18 protein-coding genes are annotated in these 17,816 nt (G+C 69.0%); 15 read left to right on the forward strand and 3 right to left on the reverse strand.

What is annotated here, in order from left to right:
• Positions 1-5 precede the first annotated feature (5 nt).
• Positions 6-2,144 carry a transketolase gene (gene tkt, locus ACWDV4_RS26195; protein WP_449983807.1) on the reverse strand — a complete coding sequence of 713 codons (2,139 nt, stop codon included), beginning with the start codon at positions 2,142-2,144 and terminating at the stop codon, positions 6-8.
• A gap of 268 nt (positions 2,145-2,412) precedes the next feature.
• Between tkt and ACWDV4_RS26200 the strand changes: the two genes are divergently transcribed.
• The 3 genes from ACWDV4_RS26200 (at position 2,413) to ACWDV4_RS26210 (ending at position 4,875) form a co-directional block, all read left to right on the forward strand.
• Positions 2,413-3,375, forward strand: coding sequence for a heme o synthase (locus ACWDV4_RS26200; RefSeq protein WP_449983809.1), 963 nt, complete (start codon positions 2,413-2,415; stop codon positions 3,373-3,375).
• 252 nt (positions 3,376-3,627) lie between these two features.
• Positions 3,628-3,963 (forward strand): hypothetical protein, encoded by a 336-nt coding sequence (locus tag ACWDV4_RS26205; RefSeq protein WP_449983811.1) that lies wholly within the window; start codon positions 3,628-3,630, stop codon positions 3,961-3,963.
• Positions 3,964-4,875 (forward strand): ATP-grasp domain-containing protein, encoded by a 912-nt coding sequence (locus ACWDV4_RS26210; RefSeq protein ID WP_449983814.1) that lies wholly within the window; start codon positions 3,964-3,966, stop codon positions 4,873-4,875.
• 112 nt (positions 4,876-4,987) lie between these two features.
• On the opposite strand, the gene ACWDV4_RS26215 is transcribed toward ACWDV4_RS26210, so the two are convergent.
• Positions 4,988-5,440 (reverse strand): nuclear transport factor 2 family protein, encoded by a 453-nt coding sequence (locus ACWDV4_RS26215; RefSeq protein ID WP_449983816.1) that lies wholly within the window; start codon positions 5,438-5,440, stop codon positions 4,988-4,990.
• Between the two features lie 192 nt (positions 5,441-5,632).
• Between ACWDV4_RS26215 and ACWDV4_RS26220 the strand changes: the two genes are divergently transcribed.
• Positions 5,633-6,514, forward strand: coding sequence for a helix-turn-helix transcriptional regulator (locus ACWDV4_RS26220; RefSeq protein ID WP_449983818.1), 882 nt, complete (start codon positions 5,633-5,635; stop codon positions 6,512-6,514).
• Positions 6,515-6,525: 11 nt separating this feature from the next.
• Here the strand turns inward: ACWDV4_RS26220 and ACWDV4_RS26225 are convergent, their stop codons facing one another.
• Positions 6,526-7,509 carry a COX15/CtaA family protein gene (locus tag ACWDV4_RS26225; RefSeq protein WP_449983822.1) on the reverse strand — a complete coding sequence of 328 codons (984 nt, stop codon included), beginning with the start codon at positions 7,507-7,509 and terminating at the stop codon, positions 6,526-6,528.
• A gap of 99 nt (positions 7,510-7,608) precedes the next feature.
• Between ACWDV4_RS26225 and ACWDV4_RS26230 the strand changes: the two genes are divergently transcribed.
• From ACWDV4_RS26230 to ACWDV4_RS26280, 11 genes are all read left to right on the forward strand, one after another.
• A complete protein-coding gene (locus ACWDV4_RS26230; RefSeq protein WP_449983825.1) occupies positions 7,609-8,400 on the forward strand; it encodes a helix-turn-helix transcriptional regulator in 792 nt (263 codons plus the stop codon).
• Positions 8,397-9,827 carry a Fe-S cluster assembly protein SufB gene (gene sufB / locus ACWDV4_RS26235; protein ID WP_449983828.1) on the forward strand — a complete coding sequence of 477 codons (1,431 nt, stop codon included), beginning with the start codon at positions 8,397-8,399 and terminating at the stop codon, positions 9,825-9,827. Before ACWDV4_RS26230 ends, sufB begins: the two co-directional genes overlap by 4 nt.
• 49 nt (positions 9,828-9,876) lie before the next feature.
• Positions 9,877-11,022: a Fe-S cluster assembly protein SufD gene (sufD, locus tag ACWDV4_RS26240; protein WP_449983831.1), complete on the forward strand. Its 1,146-nt coding sequence runs from the start codon at positions 9,877-9,879 to the stop codon at positions 11,020-11,022.
• Between the two features lie 40 nt (positions 11,023-11,062).
• On the forward strand, positions 11,063-11,398 hold the full coding sequence (locus ACWDV4_RS26245; RefSeq protein ID WP_449983834.1) for a non-heme iron oxygenase ferredoxin subunit: 336 nt from the start codon (positions 11,063-11,065) through the stop codon (positions 11,396-11,398).
• Positions 11,395-12,168, forward strand: a complete 774-nt coding sequence (gene sufC, locus ACWDV4_RS26250) for a Fe-S cluster assembly ATPase SufC (RefSeq protein WP_449983837.1) — start codon at positions 11,395-11,397, stop codon at positions 12,166-12,168. The genes ACWDV4_RS26245 and sufC overlap by 4 nt, the downstream gene beginning before the upstream one ends.
• Positions 12,169-12,214: 46 nt before the next feature.
• Positions 12,215-13,519 carry a cysteine desulfurase gene (locus ACWDV4_RS26255; RefSeq protein ID WP_449983840.1) on the forward strand — a complete coding sequence of 435 codons (1,305 nt, stop codon included), beginning with the start codon at positions 12,215-12,217 and terminating at the stop codon, positions 13,517-13,519.
• Complete coding sequence (gene sufU, locus ACWDV4_RS26260) at positions 13,519-13,992, forward strand: Fe-S cluster assembly sulfur transfer protein SufU (protein WP_449983843.1); 474 nt, start codon at positions 13,519-13,521, stop codon at positions 13,990-13,992. The genes ACWDV4_RS26255 and sufU overlap by 1 nt, the downstream gene beginning before the upstream one ends.
• Complete coding sequence (locus tag ACWDV4_RS26265; RefSeq protein ID WP_449983921.1) at positions 13,992-14,408, forward strand: metal-sulfur cluster assembly factor; 417 nt, start codon at positions 13,992-13,994, stop codon at positions 14,406-14,408. The genes sufU and ACWDV4_RS26265 overlap by 1 nt, the downstream gene beginning before the upstream one ends.
• 179 nt (positions 14,409-14,587) lie before the next feature.
• Positions 14,588-16,024 carry a CBM96 family carbohydrate-binding protein gene (locus ACWDV4_RS26270; protein WP_449983846.1) on the forward strand — a complete coding sequence of 479 codons (1,437 nt, stop codon included), beginning with the start codon at positions 14,588-14,590 and terminating at the stop codon, positions 16,022-16,024.
• 67 nt (positions 16,025-16,091) lie between these two features.
• The gene (locus ACWDV4_RS26275) at positions 16,092-17,015 is read left to right on the forward strand and encodes an alpha/beta fold hydrolase (RefSeq protein WP_449983849.1); all 924 of its coding nucleotides are present in this window, start codon (positions 16,092-16,094) and stop codon (positions 17,013-17,015) included.
• Positions 17,016-17,177: 162 nt separating this feature from the next.
• Positions 17,178-17,810: a LysE family transporter gene (locus ACWDV4_RS26280; protein ID WP_449983852.1), complete on the forward strand. Its 633-nt coding sequence runs from the start codon at positions 17,178-17,180 to the stop codon at positions 17,808-17,810.
• Positions 17,811-17,816 lie beyond the last annotated feature (6 nt).

The raw sequence follows: 17,816 nt of genomic DNA on the forward strand, positions 1-17,816 counted from the left end.
TTCTCTCAGTTGCCGGTGGTGCTGCCGGTGATCTGACCGATCCGGGTGAGCGACGCGTGGGCGGCGGCCACGATCCGGTCCGGGGTGAAGCCGAACTGCTCGTACAGCACCGTGTGGGGCGCGCTCGCCCCGTAGTGCTCCAGGCTCACGGTCTCGCCGCAGTCGCCGACCAGGTCCCGCCAGGACATTCCGATCCCGGCCTCGACGCTGACCCGGGCCCGTACGCCGCGCGGCAGCACCGACTCCCGGTACGCCTCGTCCTGCGCCCGGAACCACTCCTGGCAGGGCATCGACACGACCCGGGTGGGCGTGCCCTCGGCCTCCAGCCGCTCCCGGGCGGTGAGGCAGAGCTGCACCTCGGAGCCGGTGCCGATGAGGATCACCTGCGGCTGGGCGTCGGAGGCCTCGGCCAGTACGTAGCCGCCCTTGGCCGCCCCGTCGGCGGCGGCGAGGGTGCTGCGGTCCAGCACCGGCACCGGCTGGCGGGTCAGCGCCAGTGCGGTCGGCCGGTCGGTGTGCAGCAGCGCCTCCCGCCAGGCGATGGCGGTCTCGTTGGCGTCGGCGGGACGGACCACGTCCAGGCCGGGGATGGCCCGCAACGCGGTCAGGTGCTCCACCGGTTGGTGGGTCGGGCCGTCCTCGCCGAGGCCGATCGAGTCGTGCGTCCAGACGTAGGTGACCGGCAGCTTCATCAGCGCGGCGAGCCGTACCGAGGGGCGCATGTAGTCGCTGAACACCAGGAACGTGCCGCCGTACGGGCGGGTACCGCCGTGCAGGGCGATGCCGTTGAGGATGGCGCCCATGGCGTGCTCACGGATGCCGAAGTGCAGGGTGCGGCCGTACTCGTGGCCGGGGAACGCCTTGGTGGCGTACTCGGCGGGGATGAACGACGGCTCGCCCTCCATGGTGGTGTTGTTGCTCTCCGCCAGGTCGGCCGAGCCGCCCCAGAGTTCGGGCAGCACCGGGGCGAGGGCGTTGAGCACCTTGCCGGAGGCGGCCCGGGTGGCGATCGGCTTGGCGTCCGCGGCCCACTCCGGCAGCGCGTCGGTCCAGCCGGCCGGCAGCGCCCGGGCGGCCATGCGGTCGTGCAGCGCCTTGCGGTCCGGGAAGGCCTGCGCCCACGCCTGGTACGCCTTGTCCCACTCGGCGCGTGCCTGCCGGCCGCGTTCCAGCACCTCACGGGCGTGGGCGAGCACCTTGTCGTCCACGGCGAAGTGCTGTCCCGGGTTGAAGCCGAGCAGTTCCTTGGTGGCGGCCACCTCGTCGGCGCCGAGCGCCGAACCGTGGATCTTGCCGGTGTTCTGCTTGGTCGGCGCGGGCCAGCCGATGATGGTGCGTAGCGCGATGAACGAGGGACGCTCGGTCTCCGCCTTGGCCGCCATCAGCGCGGTGTACAGCGCCTGGAGCTCCTCCTTGTAGTGGCCGTCGTCGAGGTCACCGGAGCGCCAGTCGACGGTCTGGACGTGCCAGCCGTACGCCTCGTAGCGGGCGGCCACGTCCTCGCTCTTGGCGATCCGGGTGTCGTCCTCGATGGAGATCTCGTTGTCGTCGTAGATCAGCGTGAGGTTGCCGAGCTTCTGGTGTCCGGCGAGGGAACTGGCCTCGTGGCTGATTCCCTCCTCGATGTCCCCGTCCGAGGCGATGCAGTAGACGTGGTGGTCGAAGACCGAGGTGCCGGGTTCGGCGTCCGGGTCGAGCAGACCGCGCTCGCGTCGTGCGGCCATCGCCATGCCGACCGCGTTGCCGACGCCCTGGCCCAGCGGGCCGGTGGTGGTCTCGACACCCTTGGTGTGTCCGTGTTCCGGGTGGCCCGGGGTGAGTGATCCCCACTGCCGCAGCGACCGGAGGTCGTCCAGGCTGAGGCCGTAGCCGGCGAGGTAGAGCTGGACGTAGAGGGTGAGGCTGGTGTGCCCGGCGGAGAGTACGAAGCGGTCCCGGCCGGCCCAGTCGGGGGCGGTGGGGTCGTGCCGCATGACCTTGTTGAACAGCAGGTAGGCCGCGGGCGCCAGGCTCATCGCCGTGCCCGGATGGCCATTGCCGGACTTCTCCACGGCGTCGATGGCCAGGACACGGGCGGTATCGACGGCGCGGCGGTCGAGATCGGACCAGTTCAACGGGTCGTGCGTGGGTCGGTTGGCAGCCACGATTGTCTGTGCTCCTTGGCAGTGGGCGGAACCCTCACTGTTGACCCTAGCGATCGTCCCTAAACGTACGCCTGCGGATCGTGTATGCCCGTTCCGCGAGACATGAGGCAACCGGCCGGATTCCGCCCGGACGTGTGATCGCGAGCACCGTTACCGGGTCGCCCGGGCAGCGTAAATGTCGCCGCGTAGGCTGTCGGTCGGCGTGCAGATCGTGCCCGGTCGCCGCTGATTCGAAACTCCCGAGCCGACGCTGGAAGGTTGGCAGTTCGTGAGCATGATCACCGAGCCACCGGTCACCACCGGCCCCAGCGGATCGACGGCCGAGCCGGCAGCGGCCGGTACGCGGGGGCAGCAGCGCAGTGGTGTCGGCGACGTGGTTCGGGCGTACGTCTCGCTCACCAAGCCCCGCATCGTCGAGTTGCTACTGATCACGACGATCCCGGCGATGATGCTGGCGGCCGAGGGGCTGCCGTCGCTGTGGCTGGTGGCCGTCGTGCTGGTCGGTGGCGCGCTGGCGGCGGGTGGCGCCAGCGCTCTCAACTGCTACATCGACCGGGACATCGACCAGCTGATGCGGCGCACCAAGCGCCGCCCGTTGCCGACGCACACGGTGGCCCCGCGCAGTGCGCTGATCTTCGGGTTGGTGCTCGCCGCGGTCTCGATCGCGTTGATGGCAACCTTCACCAACTGGCTGGCCACCATCCTGACCATCGCCTCGATCGCGTACTACGACCTCGTCTACACGCTGTGGCTCAAGCGCACGACGGTGCTGAACACCTTCTGGGGTGGCATCTGCGGGGCGGCCCCGGTGCTGATCGGTTGGGCGGCGGTCACCGGATCGCTGAGCCCGGTGGCGTGGGCACTGTTCGCGTTGGTCTTCTTCTGGCAGCTGCCGCACTTCTACGCCTTGGCGATCAAATACAAGGTCGACTACGCCCGGGCCGGTATCCCGATGCTGCCGGTGGTGGCTTCGGTCCGGCGGGTCAACCTGGAGATCCTGGCCTACACCTGGTTGACTGTGCTCGCGTCGCTGGTCGCCTGGCCACTGGGGTTGAGCCCGATCTACGGGATCACCGCCGTGGTGGCGGGGGCGGTCTTCGTGCTGGAGGCGCACCGGCTGGCCCAGCGGTCTGCCCGGGGTGACGCGATCAAACCGATGCGCCTGTTCCACTGGTCCAACACCTACCTCACCATCCTGTTCGCCGCCATTGCGATCGACGCGCTGGTCTGAGGCGCTTGCGGCGATAAGCGACCAAAAGCGCTGTTTGTCGCTTTTGGTGCCGAACGCGCGAAATCTCACCATCTGCCGGCAGTGTTGCTGACGGGGGGCTTCGAGACTTATTGCTGAGCGAGAAAATCCGTATATAGCGGGATAAAACGGTCGAAACTATAGTCCGTAATTTATTCGTGATGTGGTAATGGGAATCACAAATAATCGGGAGCCGTCCGGCACGTGAGCTGAGTTCTGCTTACGCTTCGCGTCATGGCAGATGGTTCCGATACAACGCTGACGGCCGATCAGACCGTCACGCCCCAGACCGCCGCCGGCCTGGTTTCCGGTATTCGTGCGTTCGCCGCCGGCCACGGTGGCGCGAAGGCGGTCATCGAGTACGTCGGTAAGCGTGGTGCCCGGATCGTCCTGGTCGGCGCCGACGGCGTCTGGGCCGACCAGTTCGCTGAGGGCACCGATGTCGCCCGCCTCGCCTGCGTCCGCGCCGGCGTCACCGTCGAGAACGAGTGGGAGCGGGAGCTGATGGACGAGATGCGCCCCAGCAGCGACCTCTGGCGGTCGATGGCGCGCCGCACGCTGGCCCGCTGAATGTCGACACCCCACCCCGCCGGGATTGCCGGCGAGCCCCGGGTCGCGCTCGTCACCTGCGCCGAGCTTCCCGAACTGGAGGATGACGACCGTCTGGTGCTCGGACCGCTGACCGCCCTGGGTATCCGAGCCGAGGCGGTCATCTGGGACACCCCCGGCGTCGACTGGTCCGCCTACCAGGCGGCTGTGCTGCGTTCCCCCTGGGACTACGCGCCACGGCGCGACGAGTTCGTCACCTGGGCCGCCACCGTGCCGGCCCTGGCGAACCCGGCCGACATCGTCGCGTGGAACACCGACAAGCGCTACCTGGAGGCCCTGACCGCCTCGGGTGTGCCGACGGTGCCGACGACCTGGGTCCGGCCGGGAGAGGACTGGTCGGCGCCGCGCGACGGCGAGTACGTGATCAAGCCGGCGGTCGGGGCAGGCAGCGTGGACACCGGCCGGTACGACTGCGCCGACGAGGAGCACCGACAGCTCGCCGTCGCGCACGTGGCCCGGCTGACCGCCGTCGGACGGGTCGCCATGGTGCAGCCGTACCTGGCGGACGTGGACACGGCGGGGGAGACCGCGCTGATGTTCTTCGCCACGCCGGATGGCCTCAGGTTCAGCCATGCGATCCGCAAGGGGCCGATGCTGACCGGCCCGGACTACGGCGTCGAGGGCCTCTACCGGACCGAGAAGATCACCGCCCGTACCCCGAGCGACGCGGAACGGGCGGTCGCCGAGCGAGTGCTGGCGGCGGTGCCGGGCGGCCCGGAGCGGCTGCTCTACGCCCGGGTCGACCTGATTCCCGGCCCGGATGGTTTCCCGGTGCTGGTCGAGCTGGAGTTGACCGAGCCGTCGCTCTTCCTCGGCTATGCCGAGGGGGCCGCCGAGCGACTGGCTCAGGCCATCCTGACCCGGCTGGGCTGAGTTCCCACGGACCGGCCCGATCTTCCTCGTCGGGCCGGGGGTGGTTTTCAGGTTCGTCACGTGATCTGAACGGGCCCCGGAACCGGTTGCGGCCGGCGCCGGGGCCGCGTGCTCAGCGTGCCTTGGCGGCGGCTTCCGCCTCCGAATCGTCGATGCCGAGGTTGGCGTACGCGACGGGGTTCGCGTACTCCCAGATCTTGACGATCTTCCCGTTCTCGACCTCTACCTTGAAGACGTAGACATTGCGGTATACGAGCTTTTCGGCGGTCGACAGGATGTCGCCGTTGGCCTGCAGGAAGACCGATGTCGCATCCTCGCTGACGGTGTAGTGCTTGTCGAGGAAGGCGAGATGGTCGAACTTCGCGATGACGGAGTCGATGTAGCCCAGCACGTGCTCCTTGCCGTCGAAGACGTACCACGGCTCGGGCGTACCGTCGATCGACAGCGGAATGGTGATGTTCGCGTTCGGGGCGAGTACGGCGTCGACCCCGGCCCGGTCGCGGCCCTCGAATGCGGCGAAGAACGCCTGCGTCAGGTCGAGGGCGTCGCGGTGTGCGTTGTTCATGGTTGGTCCGTTTCCGTTGAGTGGTGGTCGGCGCTGGCGCGCCGGACGGTCCGGCTTGCGGCGCTGGTGCCTGATGCGATTGACGCTAGGTGTGCGCAACGCTGCCTCCCTGGCCCGCGCCAACCTCTGAGGCAGCGTCCCTGGGACGGCGGGTACCACCCTGGCCCGCCGGGACGGTTATAGCCTGACGGCATGACATCAGGCCGGACGGAGTTCGGGCGCACGCTGCGCCTCTGGCGTGAGCGGATGCAGCCCGGTGACCTGGGCATGCCCAGTGGCACCCTGCGCCGGGTGGTCGGGCTTCGCCGTGAGGAACTCGCGGTGTGCGCGGATCTTTCCGTTGACTACGTCGTGCGACTGGAGCAGGGGCGGGTGCGTAACCCGTCGGCACAGGTCGTCGCGGCACTGGCCCGGGCATTGCAACTATCCCGGAGCGAACGCGACCATCTCTACCGGCTCGCCGGACACCTGCCGCCGTCGGAACTCGTCGTGCCCACCCACATATCGCCCGGGGTGCAGCGCCTGCTGTCTCGGCTGGCTGATACTCCGATCGCGGTCTACGACGCCGCCTGGACGCTGCTGTCGTGCAACAGCCTGTGGACGACGGTCTTCGGTGGGATCGCCACCGGGCGATCCGGCAACCTGGCGTGGACCGTGTTCACCAGCATCGCACCGCCGATCGTCGTCGTCCCCGAGGAATTCGAGCGGTTCCAGCGGGCACTCGTCGCTGACCTGCGCCTGACCTCGGGAAAGTATCCGCACGACCGGTTCGTCCGGCAACTGGTCAGTGACCTGCTCGACGCCAATCCGGTCTTCGCCGCCATGTGGGCCGATGGGGCCGTCGTCCCGTTCACCGCCGAGCGGAAGACCATCGATCATCCCGCCGTCGGCCGGCTGATTTTTGACTGTGACGTCCTCACCACAGGCGACAACGACCTTCGCATCGTCACGTACACGACGCCGTCAGCATCGGAGACCGCCGACAAACTTCGGTTTCTGCAGGCCATGGGTACGACCGCAGCGGCGGTGCCGAGCCAAGGGCCGCTGTTGATCGGGTCTGACCGGCAGGGGTAGACCCGATCGGGTCAGCGCACCGGCAGCGGGTCCGGTGTCCGGGAGTCGTCGATCGACGAGCTGGGTGAGCTGGCCCGCTTGGTGTTCGACGGCCAGCGGCTCCCGGTGGCCCGGAGCACGGCGAGCGTGGCGAGCCAGACCAGGCAGGAGCCGAACATGTGCGCGCCGACCAGGATGCCGGGCAGGTGGGTGAAGTACTGCACGAAGCCGATCAGGCCCTGGCCGAGTTCCACCGCGAGAAGCACCAGTGCGGCTCGGGCGGCGTCGGTCGCGCCGACCGCGCGGAACGCGAACCACAGCGCCACCGAGAGCCCGAGCAGCAGGAAGACGAGGTCGACGTGCACCTGCGAAATCGACTCGGGGTCGAGGTTGTTGCGCTTGGCGTCCTGGTCACCGGCGTGCGGCCCGCTCCCGGTCACCCAGGTGCCGACCACCAGCACGGCGGCGCTGACCACGGTGGTGATCCAGGTCAGGGTGCGCAGCGGGGTCGGCACGCTCGCCGGTGCCGTCTCGCCCGGCTCGAAGGTCGCCCGCCAGAAGACGTACGCCGCCGCGATGACGGCCATGGACGCGAGGAAGTGCAGCCCGACCACCCAGGGGTTGAGGTCGGTGAGCACGGTGAACCCGCCGATGATGGCCTGGGCCGGAACGCCGAGGAAGACGGCGATGGAGAGTTGGACCAGCGTCTTGCGCCGGGGGCGTTGGAGCAGCGCGGAGAGCACCCCGAGCAGGGCGATCAGGCCCACCGCGAAGGTCAGCAGCCGGTTGCCGAACTCGATCACCCCGTAGATGCCCATTTCGGGCGTGGTGACGTAGGAGTCCTCGGTGCAGCGGGGCCAGGTGGGGCAGCCGAGGCCGGACCCGGTGAGTCGTACGGCACCGCCGGTGACGACAATGCCGATGTTGGCGATGATCGAGGCCAGGGCAAGCCGGCGTAGTACGCGCGGACTGCCGAAATACCCGGCGATTCCGTTCACGACGCTAATCCTACGCACTGTAGTTTTTGTCGTTCCGAGCAGTGTCTGTCACTCGGTGGTGTGGATCACCGCAGGTCGGATTTGCAGGGGCTCTTCGAAATACGTAACGTTGGCGTAGTGAAAAACGCGGCGGAGCTCTCTGAGCGTGAGTCGGTGGCCGGTGCGGCCGCCGGTGCCGCCGTGCCCGCTGCCGCTGGTGCCGATGCGCGGCCCCGCGACTTCGCGGACCTGCGTACCCGGGATCGGGTGACCCAGTTGCTGCTGGAGCATGGTGCCACCACCGCGGCCCAGCTTGGCGCGGAACTGGGCCTCAGCCCGGCGGCGATCCGCCGACACCTCGACGCGATGCTCGCCGAGGGGGACGTCATCGCCCGCGAACCGTCCGTACGCGGGCGGCGCGGCCGGGGGCGTCCGGCCAAGGTCTTTCTGCTCACCGACGCGGCGCGGGGCCGCTGCGGCGCCCACACCTACGACGGTCTGGCCACCTCCGCGTTGCGCTGGATCGCCCGGCAGGGTGGCCCGCAGGCGGTGACCGCCTTCGCGGAGGACCAGGTGGCCGCGCTGGAGGCGCGCTGCGAGGCGGTGCTGGCCGGTGCCGCCGACGACCCGATCTCCCGGGCTGAGGCACTTGCCGCCGCGCTCACCGCAGAGGGCTACGCTGCCAACGCGTCCACGATCGCCTCCGGCGGTCAACTGTGCCAACACCACTGCCCGGTGGCGCAGGTCGCCGCCGAGTTTCCCCAGCTGTGCGAGGCCGAGACCGAGGTCATCTCCCGACTGATCGGCACCCACGTACAGCGCCTGGCCACCATCGCGCACGGCGACGGGGTGTGCACCACGCACATTCCGGCCCAGTCCGGGCGTGCTCAGACCGGTAACACCGTCACCACTGTGAGGACAGATAGATGACCGAGCAGATCGTTCAGCCGATCAGCCAGGAGGAGCACCTCGCCGCCCTCGGCCGTTACGAATACGGCTGGGCCGACTCCGACGTGGCCGGCGCGGCCGCTCAGCGTGGCCTCAACGAGGCGGTGGTCCGGGACATCTCGGGCAAGAAGAACGAGCCGGCCTGGATGCTCGACCTGCGGCTGAAGGGCCTGCGGCTGTTCGGCCGCAAGCCGATGCCGGCCTGGGGGGCGGACCTCACCGGCATCGACTTCGACAACATCAAGTACTTCGTCCGGTCCACCGAGAAGCAGGCCGCCAGTTGGGAGGACCTGCCCGAGGACATCAAGAAGACGTACGACAAGCTGGGCATTCCGGAGGCGGAGAAGCAGCGGCTGGTCGCCGGCGTCGCGGCGCAGTACGAGTCCGAGGTCGTCTACCACAAGATCCGTGAGGACCTTGAGGAGCAGGGCGTCGTCTTCCTCGACACCGACACCGCGCTCAAGGAGCACGAGGATCTCTTCAAGGAGTACTTCGGCACGGTCATCCCGGTCGGCGACAACAAGTTCGCCGCGCTGAACACGTCCGTGTGGTCGGGTGGTTCGTTCATCTACGTGCCGAAGGGCGTGCACGTGGAGATCCCGCTACAGGCCTACTTCCGGATCAACACGGAGAACATGGGCCAGTTCGAGCGGACGCTGATCATCGTCGACGAGGGCGCGTACGTGCACTACGTCGAGGGCTGCACCGCCCCGATCTACTCCTCCGACTCGCTGCACAGCGCGGTCGTGGAGATCATCGTCAAGAAGAACGCCCGGTGCCGCTACACGACCATCCAGAACTGGTCGAACAACGTCTACAACCTGGTTACCAAGCGCGCCGTCTGCCACGAGGGCGCGACCATGGAGTGGGTCGACGGCAACATCGGCTCCAAGGTGACCATGAAGTACCCGGCCGTCTACATGACCGGTGAGCACGCCAAGGGTGAGGTGCTCTCGGTGGCCATGGCCGGCGAGGGGCAACACCAGGACGCCGGCGCGAAGATGGTGCACGCCGCACCGCACACCTCCTCGACCATCGTGTCGAAGTCGATCGCCCGGGGCGGCGGCCGTACCTCGTACCGGGGTCTGGTGCAGGTGCTGGAGGGCTCGCACCACAGCAAGAGCACGGTCAAGTGCGACGCGCTGCTGGTCGACACGATCTCCCGATCGGACACCTACCCGTACGTCGACATCCGCGAGGACGACGTGGCGATGGGGCACGAGGCGACCGTTTCCAAGGTCAGCGAGGACCAGCTCTTCTACCTGATGAGCCGGGGGCTGAGCGAGGACGAGGCGATGGCGATGATCGTGCGCGGCTTCATCGAGCCGATCGCCAAGGAACTGCCCATGGAGTACGCCCTGGAGCTCAACCGTCTGATCGAGCTGCAGATGGAGGGCGCGGTCGGCTGACGCCGGCCGTACCCGCTCGGAGAGTCCGCGAGACGAACGCAAGGATGAGATGACTACGCAGGCTTTCGCGCCGCCCACGACCAAGTCAGAGGTGCTGCGCTCGTACGACGTCGCCGACTTCCCAGCCCTCACCGGCCTGGAGGAGGACTGGCGTTTCACCCCGCTGAAGCGGCTGCGCGGCCTGGCCGACGGCAAGTTCACCGCGACCGCCGGCAAGCTGCGCTACGAGTTCGACGCGCTGCCCGAGGGCGTCACCTTCGGCGGTGCGCACGAGGGCGACGCGCGGATCGGCAGCGTGCTGACCCCGTTCGACCGGATCAGCGCGCTGGCCCACGGTGAGACCAGCGAGGCGGTCGTCCTCGCGGTCGCGCCGGAGACCCGGCCGGCCGAACCGGTGGCGATCCGGGCGGTCGGGCTCGGGGCCGAGGGGGCATCGTTCGGGCACACCTTCGTCGAGGTGGGCCGGTTCGCCGAGGTGACCGTGGTGCTGGAGCAGACCGGTTCGGTCACCCTCGCCGACAACGTCGAGGTCGAGGTGGCCGAGGGCGCGAAGCTGACCCTGGTCACCGTCGCGGACTGGGCCTCGGACGCGGTCCAAGCCCAGCACCTGCGGATCCGCCTCGGGCGCGACGCCAAGGTCACGCACGTCCAGGTCACCCTCGGCGGCGACCTGGTCCGCCAGTTCACCAGCGTCGACTACACCGGTCGGGGTGGCGAGGCCGAGCTGTACGGCCTCTATTTCGCCGACGCCGGTCAGCACCTGGAGCACCGGCAGCTGGTCGACCACACCGTCCCGGACTGCCGCAGCTACGTCGGCTACCGGGGGGCCCTGCAGGGCGACAGCGCGCACACCGTCTGGGTGGGTGACGTGCTGATCCGGGCCGCCGCGACCGGCACCGACACCTACGAGATCAACCGCAACCTGCTGCTGAGCGATGGCGCGCGGGCGGACTCCGTACCCAACCTGGAGATCGAGACCGGCGAGGTGGCCGGGGCCGGCCACGCCAGCGCGACCGGTCGGTTCGACGACGAGCAGCTGTTCTACCTGATGGCCCGGGGCATCCCGGAGACCGAGGCCCGCAAGCTGGTGGTCCGGGGCTTCTTCGCCGAACTGATCAACAAGATCCCGGTCGAGGCGCTGCGCGACCGGCTCGGCGAGACCATCGAGGCCCGGCTGAGCAAGGCCGGCGCCTGATGATGGGCGGTGCCATGAGCGAGCGCAGCGAGGTGGCGCCATGACCGAGCCGATCCGGATCTGCTCGGTCGAGGACGTGCCCAAGGGCACCGTGATCAGCGCCGACGTCGAGGGCACCCAGATCGCCGTCGTACACGCCGAGGACGGCAACGTCTACGCCATCTACGACGAGTGTTCGCACGCCGCCGTCGCCCTCTCCGAGGGGGAGGTGGACGGCTGCACCCTGGAGTGCTGGCTACACGGCTCCCGCTTCGACCTGCGTACCGGTGAGCCGACCGGACTGCCCGCCACCGAACCCGTACCCGTATATCCCGTCGAGATCCGCGACGGCGACATCTACCTCAGCCTTACGCCAAGCAATGGAGTTACCCCGTGAGCGTTCTGGAGATCCGTGACCTGCAGGTGTCGGTCAAGCTGCCCGACGGTGAGCTGAAGCCGATCCTCGCCGGGGTCGACCTGACCGTCCGGGCGGGGGAGACCCACGCCATCATGGGCCCCAACGGCTCAGGCAAGTCGACCCTGGCCTACTCGATCGCCGGCCACCCGAAGTACGAGATCACCGGTGGTTCGGTGACCCTCGACGGCGAGGACGTGCTGGCCATGTCCGTGGATGAGCGGGCCCGCGCCGGCCTCTTCCTGGCCATGCAGTACCCGGTCGAGGTGCCCGGCGTGTCCGTGGCCAACTTCCTGCGTACCGCCAAGGCCGCCATCGACGGTGCGGCGCCGAAGCTGCGCACCTGGGCCGGCGAGCTGCGCGGCGCGATGGAGCGGCTGCAGATGGACCCGGCGTTCGCCCAGCGCAACGTCAACGAGGGCTTCTCCGGCGGGGAGAAGAAGCGGCACGAGATCGTGCAGCTCGAACTGCTCAAGCCGAAGATCGCCATCCTCGACGAGACCGACTCCGGCCTGGACGTCGACGCCCTGCGAGTGGTCAGCGAGGGGGTCAACCGGGTCGGCGAGACCGGGCAGACCGGCCTGCTGCTGATCACCCACTACACCCGGATCCTGCGCTACATCAAGCCGGACTTCGTACACGTCTTCGTGGCCGGCCGGATCGTCGAGCAGGGTGGCCCGGAGCTGGCCGACAAGCTGGAGGCCGAGGGCTACGAGCGGTACGTCAGCGGAGCCGGTGCGGCCAAGGCCTGACCAGGCCGAGGCCCGAGGAACCTGAGGAAAGGGTGTGCTGCCGGAGATGACCACCATCTCGATCCCGCGCGGGATGCCGCAGTACGAGGACGTACCCCGCCTGGACGTGGAGAAGCTGCGCGCCGACTTCCCGATCCTGGGCCGGGAGATCAACGGGCATCCGATGGTCTACCTGGACAGTGCCAACACCTCGCAGAAGCCCCGGCAGGTGCTCGACGCCATCCGGGAACACTACGAGCGGCACAACGGCAACGTCTCCCGCTCGGTGCACACCGTGGGCACCGAGGCGACCGAGGCGTACGAGGGAGCGCGGGCGAAGGTGGCCGCCTTCATCAACGCGCCCGGGGCCGACGAGGTGGTGTTCACCAAGAACTCCACCGAGGCGATCAACCTGGTGGCGTACGCCTTCTCCAACGCCTCCCTCGACCCGGCCGCCGACCCGCGGTTCCGGCTCGGGCCGGGCGACGAGGTGGTGATCTCCGAGATGGAGCACCACTCCAACATCGTGCCCTGGCAGTTGCTCTGCCAGCGCACCGGCGCGACCCTGCGCTGGTTCGGCATCACCGAGGGCGGCCGGTTGGACGAGTCGAACCTCGACGAGCTGGTCAACGAGCGGACGAAGCTCGTCTCGCTGGTGCACATGTCCAACATCATCGGTACGGTCAACGCCACCGCCCGGATCACCGAGCGGGTCCGCCAGGTGGGGGCGTTGCTGCTGCTCGACTGCTCGCAGTCGGTGCCGCACCAGCCGATCGACGTGGTGGACCTGGACGCCGACTTCATCGCCTTCACCGGGCACAAGATGTGCGGCCCGACCGGCATCGGGGTGCTCTGGGGTCGGGCCGAGCTGCTCGCGGCGATGCCGCCGGTGCTCGGTGGCGGCTCGATGATCGAGACCGTGACGTTGCAGGGCTCGACCTTCGCCCCGCCGCCGGCCCGGTTCGAGGCGGGCACCCCGCCGATCGCCGAGGCGGTCGGGCTCGGTGCCGCCGTCGACTACCTCTCCGCGATCGGCATGCGGGCCATCCAGTGGCACGAGAAGGAGATCACCGCGTACGCGCTGGACGCGCTCGCCACCGTACCCGGGCTGCGGATCTTCGGCCCGGTGGTGCCGGTCGGCCGGGGCGGCACGATCTCGTTCGCCCTGGACAGCGTGCACCCGCACGACGTGGGGCAGATCCTCGATTCGGTGGGGGTGCAGGTGCGGGTCGGCCATCACTGTGCCCGACCGGTCTGCGTCCGGTACGGCGTACCGGCCACGACCCGCGCCTCGTTCTACCTGTACACCACCACGGGTGAGATCGACGCGCTGGTGCGCGGCCTGGAGCAGGCGCGGAAGGTGTTCGGCTGATGCAGATCGACCAGCTCTACCAGGAGATCATCCTGGACCACTACAAGCACCCGCACGGGCGCGGACTGCGCGAGCCGACCGGGGCCGACTATCGGGTGGCCGAGGCGCATCACGTCAATCCGACCTGCGGTGACGAGGTGACCGTACGGGTCGTGGCGGACGCCGACACGTTGGCCGACATCTCGTACGACGGTGCGGGCTGTTCGATCAGCCAGGCGTCGGCGAGCGTGCTGTACGAACTGCTGACCGGCCGCCGCTCGGACGAGGCGTTCACGGTGCACGAGGCGTTCGTCGAGTTGCTCTCCGGCCGGGGTCAGGTGACCCCGGACGAGGATCTGCTGGGCGACGGGGTGGCGTTCGCCGGTGTCGCCCGTTATCCGGCCCGGGTCAAGTGTGCGCTGCTGCCGTGGATGGCGTTCAAGGACGCTGCGGCACGCGCCGGGGTGGGCGTGAGCCCGGAGGTGAAGGCATGATGAGTTTCGAAGAGACCGTCGGTGCGACGGAGCCCACGGCGGCGCCGGAGTCGACGACCCCGGCGGAGCCGGGCACCGGGGCGGTTGCCACCAAGGCCGCCGTCGCCGACGTCGAAGAGGCGATGAAGGACGTCGTCGACCCGGAGTTGGGCATCAACGTGGTCGACCTGGGTCTGGTGTACGGGGTGCACGTCGGCGACGACAACGTGGCCACCCTGGACATGACGCTCACCTCGGCGGCCTGCCCGCTGACCGACGTCATCGAGGACCAGGCACGGCAGGCGTTGACCACCGGCCCCGGTGGTGGGCTGGTCGACGACATCCGGATCAACTGGGTGTGGCTGCCGCCGTGGGGTCCCGACAAGATCACTGACGAGGGTCGCGAGCAGCTCCGGGCGCTCGGCTTCAACGTCTGAGTCCTCCGTCGGCTTCAACGTCTGAGCCTTCCGCCGGTCGCTGTTCGCTGCCGGCTGGTCGCTGATCGCCGCCGCTGTGCCGCTGGGGCCGGGACGTACCGTTCCGACTCCAGCGGAAATGTGCGCGGAATATGCGCCTGTGCGGAACGATCGGATGGTTTCCGAGGCTAGGGGAAGCCATGACTCCACTCGATCCGCCGCCGATCCCGCGACCGCGCTACCTGGCGTTGCTTACCACCGCCACCGTCGGCCTGATGGTGCTCACCGGCACTCCGGCGGCGGCACTGGCGACATCGGATGGCCCGCCGACCGCGCCGGCCGGCACCACGTCGGCGTCGGCGTTGGCGCGAGTACCTGCGAGCGCCGACACGTACGTCGTACAGGAGGCTCCCGGTACCTCGTACGGGTCGGCCACCAAACTTGCCGCCTCCAACTGGTCGACGCCCTGGCACTCCCAGATCTACCTGCGCTTCACGCTGCCGGATCCACCGACCGGAGAACGCGTCGCCAGCGCCCGGTTGGAGTTGACGTTCCAGAAACTGACCCAGCAGCCGTCCATGGTGGAGCTGCGGGCGGTGGCCGACTCGACCTGGTCCGAGGACGTCACCTACGCGGATCGTCCCGCGACCGGTTCGGTGTTGGCGACCGCAGCGGTCCCGGCGCAGGGGACGGAAGGTGTCTTCTTCGATGTCACGTCGGCGGCGGTGCCCGGCCCGGTGTCGTTCGCGGTGACGAACCCGACCGCCCAGTCCGCCGCCGTCTTCCACTCCCGGGAGTACGGCACCGGCGTACCGACGGTCGTGCTGGAGTACGCCCCGATCCGGGAGACGCTGTGCGGAGCGTCCTTCGCCCGGGAGAACGGCGAGACCTGGACTCAGGCACTGGCCCGGGAGGATGCCCTGTTCAACGGGCTGGACGCGGTCCGGTTCTTCCACGGCGGCCTGCCGCCCGCCTGGCCCGGACCACTCGAGGTCGGCACCCGCCCGTTGGTGGTCTCCTTCAAGGGCAACGCCCGCGACCATGCTTCCGGAGTGCACGACGCGCACATGCGGCAGTGGTTTGCCAACGCACCCCGGGACCGGGACATCTACTGGATCTACTACCACGAGCCGGAGGACAACATTCGCGACGGTGAGTTCACCGCCGCCGAGTACCGCGCCGCGTGGCAGCACCTCACCCAGCTGGCCGACGCTGCCGGCAACCCCCGCCTGTACGCCACCCAGGTGCTGATGCAGTGGACCCTCGTTCCGGCCTCCGGCCGCAACTGGCGGGACTACTACCCGGGCGAGGGTGTGCTCGACGTACTGGCCTGGGACGTCTACAACTACGACAGCAGCGCGGCGAAGGGGCAGTACCTTTCGCCGGCCACCCTGCTCGACCCGGTGGTGCAGGCCAACGCGTCGGTGAATCTGCCGTTCGGGGTCGCTGAGCTGGGCAGCCATATCGCGGCCGGCGACGACGGTACGGGCCGTGCCGACTGGGTACGCGCGATGAACGCCTATCTGTCGGCGAACGGCTCGCTGTGGAACCTCTGGTTCGACCACTCGTGGTCCACCGGCGATTACCGGCTCCGGGACCCGGCCGGTGCGGCCGTGTGGCGCGAGTTCTGCTCTTAGCGGTGGCATCCCGGAGCCGGCTGGGCATAACCGGTCGGCGACCGGGCAATCGTCTGCCAGGGTACGGGTGCGCGAGAAGGGAACCGTGATGCCGGCGGTACCGGTGAGACACCGACGGGTCGAGGTGGGCGGCGTCGAGATCTTCTATCGGGAGGCCGGCTCTGAGGATGCTCCGGTTGTGCTCCTGCCGCACGGCTATCCCTGCTCGTCGTTCCAGTACCGGCATCTGATGGCCGCACTCGGCGACCGCTGGCGGCTGGTGGCACCCGACCTGCCTGGTTTCGGCTACAGTGCCACGCCCGACCCGGCGGACTTCGACTACACCTTCGCCGGCTATGGCGCGTTCCTCGGCCGCTTCGTCGACGTCCTGGGGCTGCGTCGATACGCCATCTACCTGCACGACTACGGCTCACAGCACGGCTTCCGGCTGGCCATGGCAGCACCCGAGCGGGTCGCCGCACTGATCGTGCAGAACGGGGACATCTACGAGGACCAGTTCGGGCCGAAGTACGCGGCGCTGCACCGCTACTGGGCGAATCCCACTGCCGAGGGACGCGCGGAGTTGGCCGCCAACGTCAGCGAGGAGGGGTTTCGGGACGAGTTCGTCGGCGAGTTGCCGGAGCGGCTGATCGAGCGGGTCAGCCCGGATCTGTGGACGTTGTCCTGGGCACAGTTGCGTACCCCACCGCGACCCGAGATCCTGGTCGGCATCTTCGAGGACCAGGCCAACACCTTCGCCCAGTTTCCCCGGATCCAGGAATATCTGCGTACGTACCAGCCGCCCGCGCTGATCGTGTGGGGACCGCACGACGGCTACATGCCGGAAGGGGCGGCCCGCGCCTACCTACGTGACCTGCCCGCCGCTGAACTGCACCTGCTCGATGGCGGCCATTGGGCACTGGAGACCAACCTCGGCGAGATAGTCCCGCTGGTTCGAGACTTCCTGGGCCGGGTCCATTCCGTCGCCGAGGCCGGACGGGTGCCGGAGTAACCGCGCTGGGGCCGGAAATCTGTTTGCCGATCGCGCGGCACCCTATGAAGATGAGCGCGTGATCGAGTCGATGTCGCAGTCCGCCGTCCTGGTTGTCCCGGCCACCGTTGCCGGGCGACAGCAGGCCGGTCGACCAACGGCGTCGACTCCCATCCTTCGATCATGACCGATGCGCTGCTGGCCGGGTTGCTCGCCGGATATGGCGTCGCCGTACCGGTCGGGGCCATCGCGGTTCTCATCATCGGGTTGACCGCGCGTACCTCCCTGCGGATCGGTGCCGCCGCCGCGTTGGGTGTCGCCACAGCCGACGGGCTCTACGCGGCCATCGCGGTCCTCGGTGGCGCTGCCCTCGCCGACCTGATCCAGCCGATCGCCGATCCGCTGCGGTGGATCGCCGCGGTGATCCTGGTCGGTTTGGCCGGACACACCGCGCTGACCGCGTTCCGGCGGCACCGTGCCCCGACGGCCCAGAATGCCCGGAACGATGGGGGACTGGCCACGCCGGTACGGGCGTTCGGCACGTTGCTGGCGTTGACCGTGCTCAACCCGATGACGATCGTCTACTTCGCGGCCCTGGTGCTCGGCCGGCAGGCCGCCAACGGGCTGGGACCGGCCGAGTCGGTGGCCTTCACCGCCGCCGCCTTCGTCGCGTCGGCGAGCTGGCAACTCCTGCTGGCGGGCGGTGGTTCGCTGGTCGGGCGGGTGCTGACCGGGCCCCGAGGTCGGCTGGCGACGGCCCTTGGCTCCAGCGTCCTGATCGTGGTGCTGGCGATCGGCATGCTGCTGCCCCGGTGACGTCGG

It is taken from the genome of Micromonospora sp. NPDC003197 (assembly GCF_053590565.1).

What these genes read in the sequence shown, in the direction of transcription:
- ACWDV4_RS26205 (WP_449983811.1), top strand. Translation starts at nt 3,628, where the DNA reads ATGGCAGATGGTTCCGATACAACGCTGACGGCCGATCAGACCGTCACG.
- ACWDV4_RS26210 (WP_449983814.1), top strand. Translation starts at nt 3,964, where the DNA reads ATGTCGACACCCCACCCCGCCGGGATTGCCGGCGAGCCCCGGGTCGCG.
- ACWDV4_RS26215 (WP_449983816.1), bottom strand. Translation starts at nt 5,440, where the DNA reads ATGAACAACGCACACCGCGACGCCCTCGACCTGACGCAGGCGTTCTTC.
- ACWDV4_RS26220 (WP_449983818.1), top strand. Translation starts at nt 5,633, where the DNA reads ATGACATCAGGCCGGACGGAGTTCGGGCGCACGCTGCGCCTCTGGCGT.
- sufB (WP_449983828.1), top strand. Translation starts at nt 8,397, where the DNA reads ATGACCGAGCAGATCGTTCAGCCGATCAGCCAGGAGGAGCACCTCGCC.
- sufD (WP_449983831.1), top strand. Translation starts at nt 9,877, where the DNA reads ATGACTACGCAGGCTTTCGCGCCGCCCACGACCAAGTCAGAGGTGCTG.
- ACWDV4_RS26245 (WP_449983834.1), top strand. Translation starts at nt 11,063, where the DNA reads ATGACCGAGCCGATCCGGATCTGCTCGGTCGAGGACGTGCCCAAGGGC.
- ACWDV4_RS26255 (WP_449983840.1), top strand. Translation starts at nt 12,215, where the DNA reads ATGACCACCATCTCGATCCCGCGCGGGATGCCGCAGTACGAGGACGTA.
- sufU (WP_449983843.1), top strand. Translation starts at nt 13,519, where the DNA reads ATGCAGATCGACCAGCTCTACCAGGAGATCATCCTGGACCACTACAAG.
- ACWDV4_RS26265 (WP_449983921.1), top strand. Translation starts at nt 13,992, where the DNA reads ATGAGTTTCGAAGAGACCGTCGGTGCGACGGAGCCCACGGCGGCGCCG.
- ACWDV4_RS26270 (WP_449983846.1), top strand. Translation starts at nt 14,588, where the DNA reads ATGACTCCACTCGATCCGCCGCCGATCCCGCGACCGCGCTACCTGGCG.
- ACWDV4_RS26280 (WP_449983852.1), top strand. Translation starts at nt 17,178, where the DNA reads ATGACCGATGCGCTGCTGGCCGGGTTGCTCGCCGGATATGGCGTCGCC.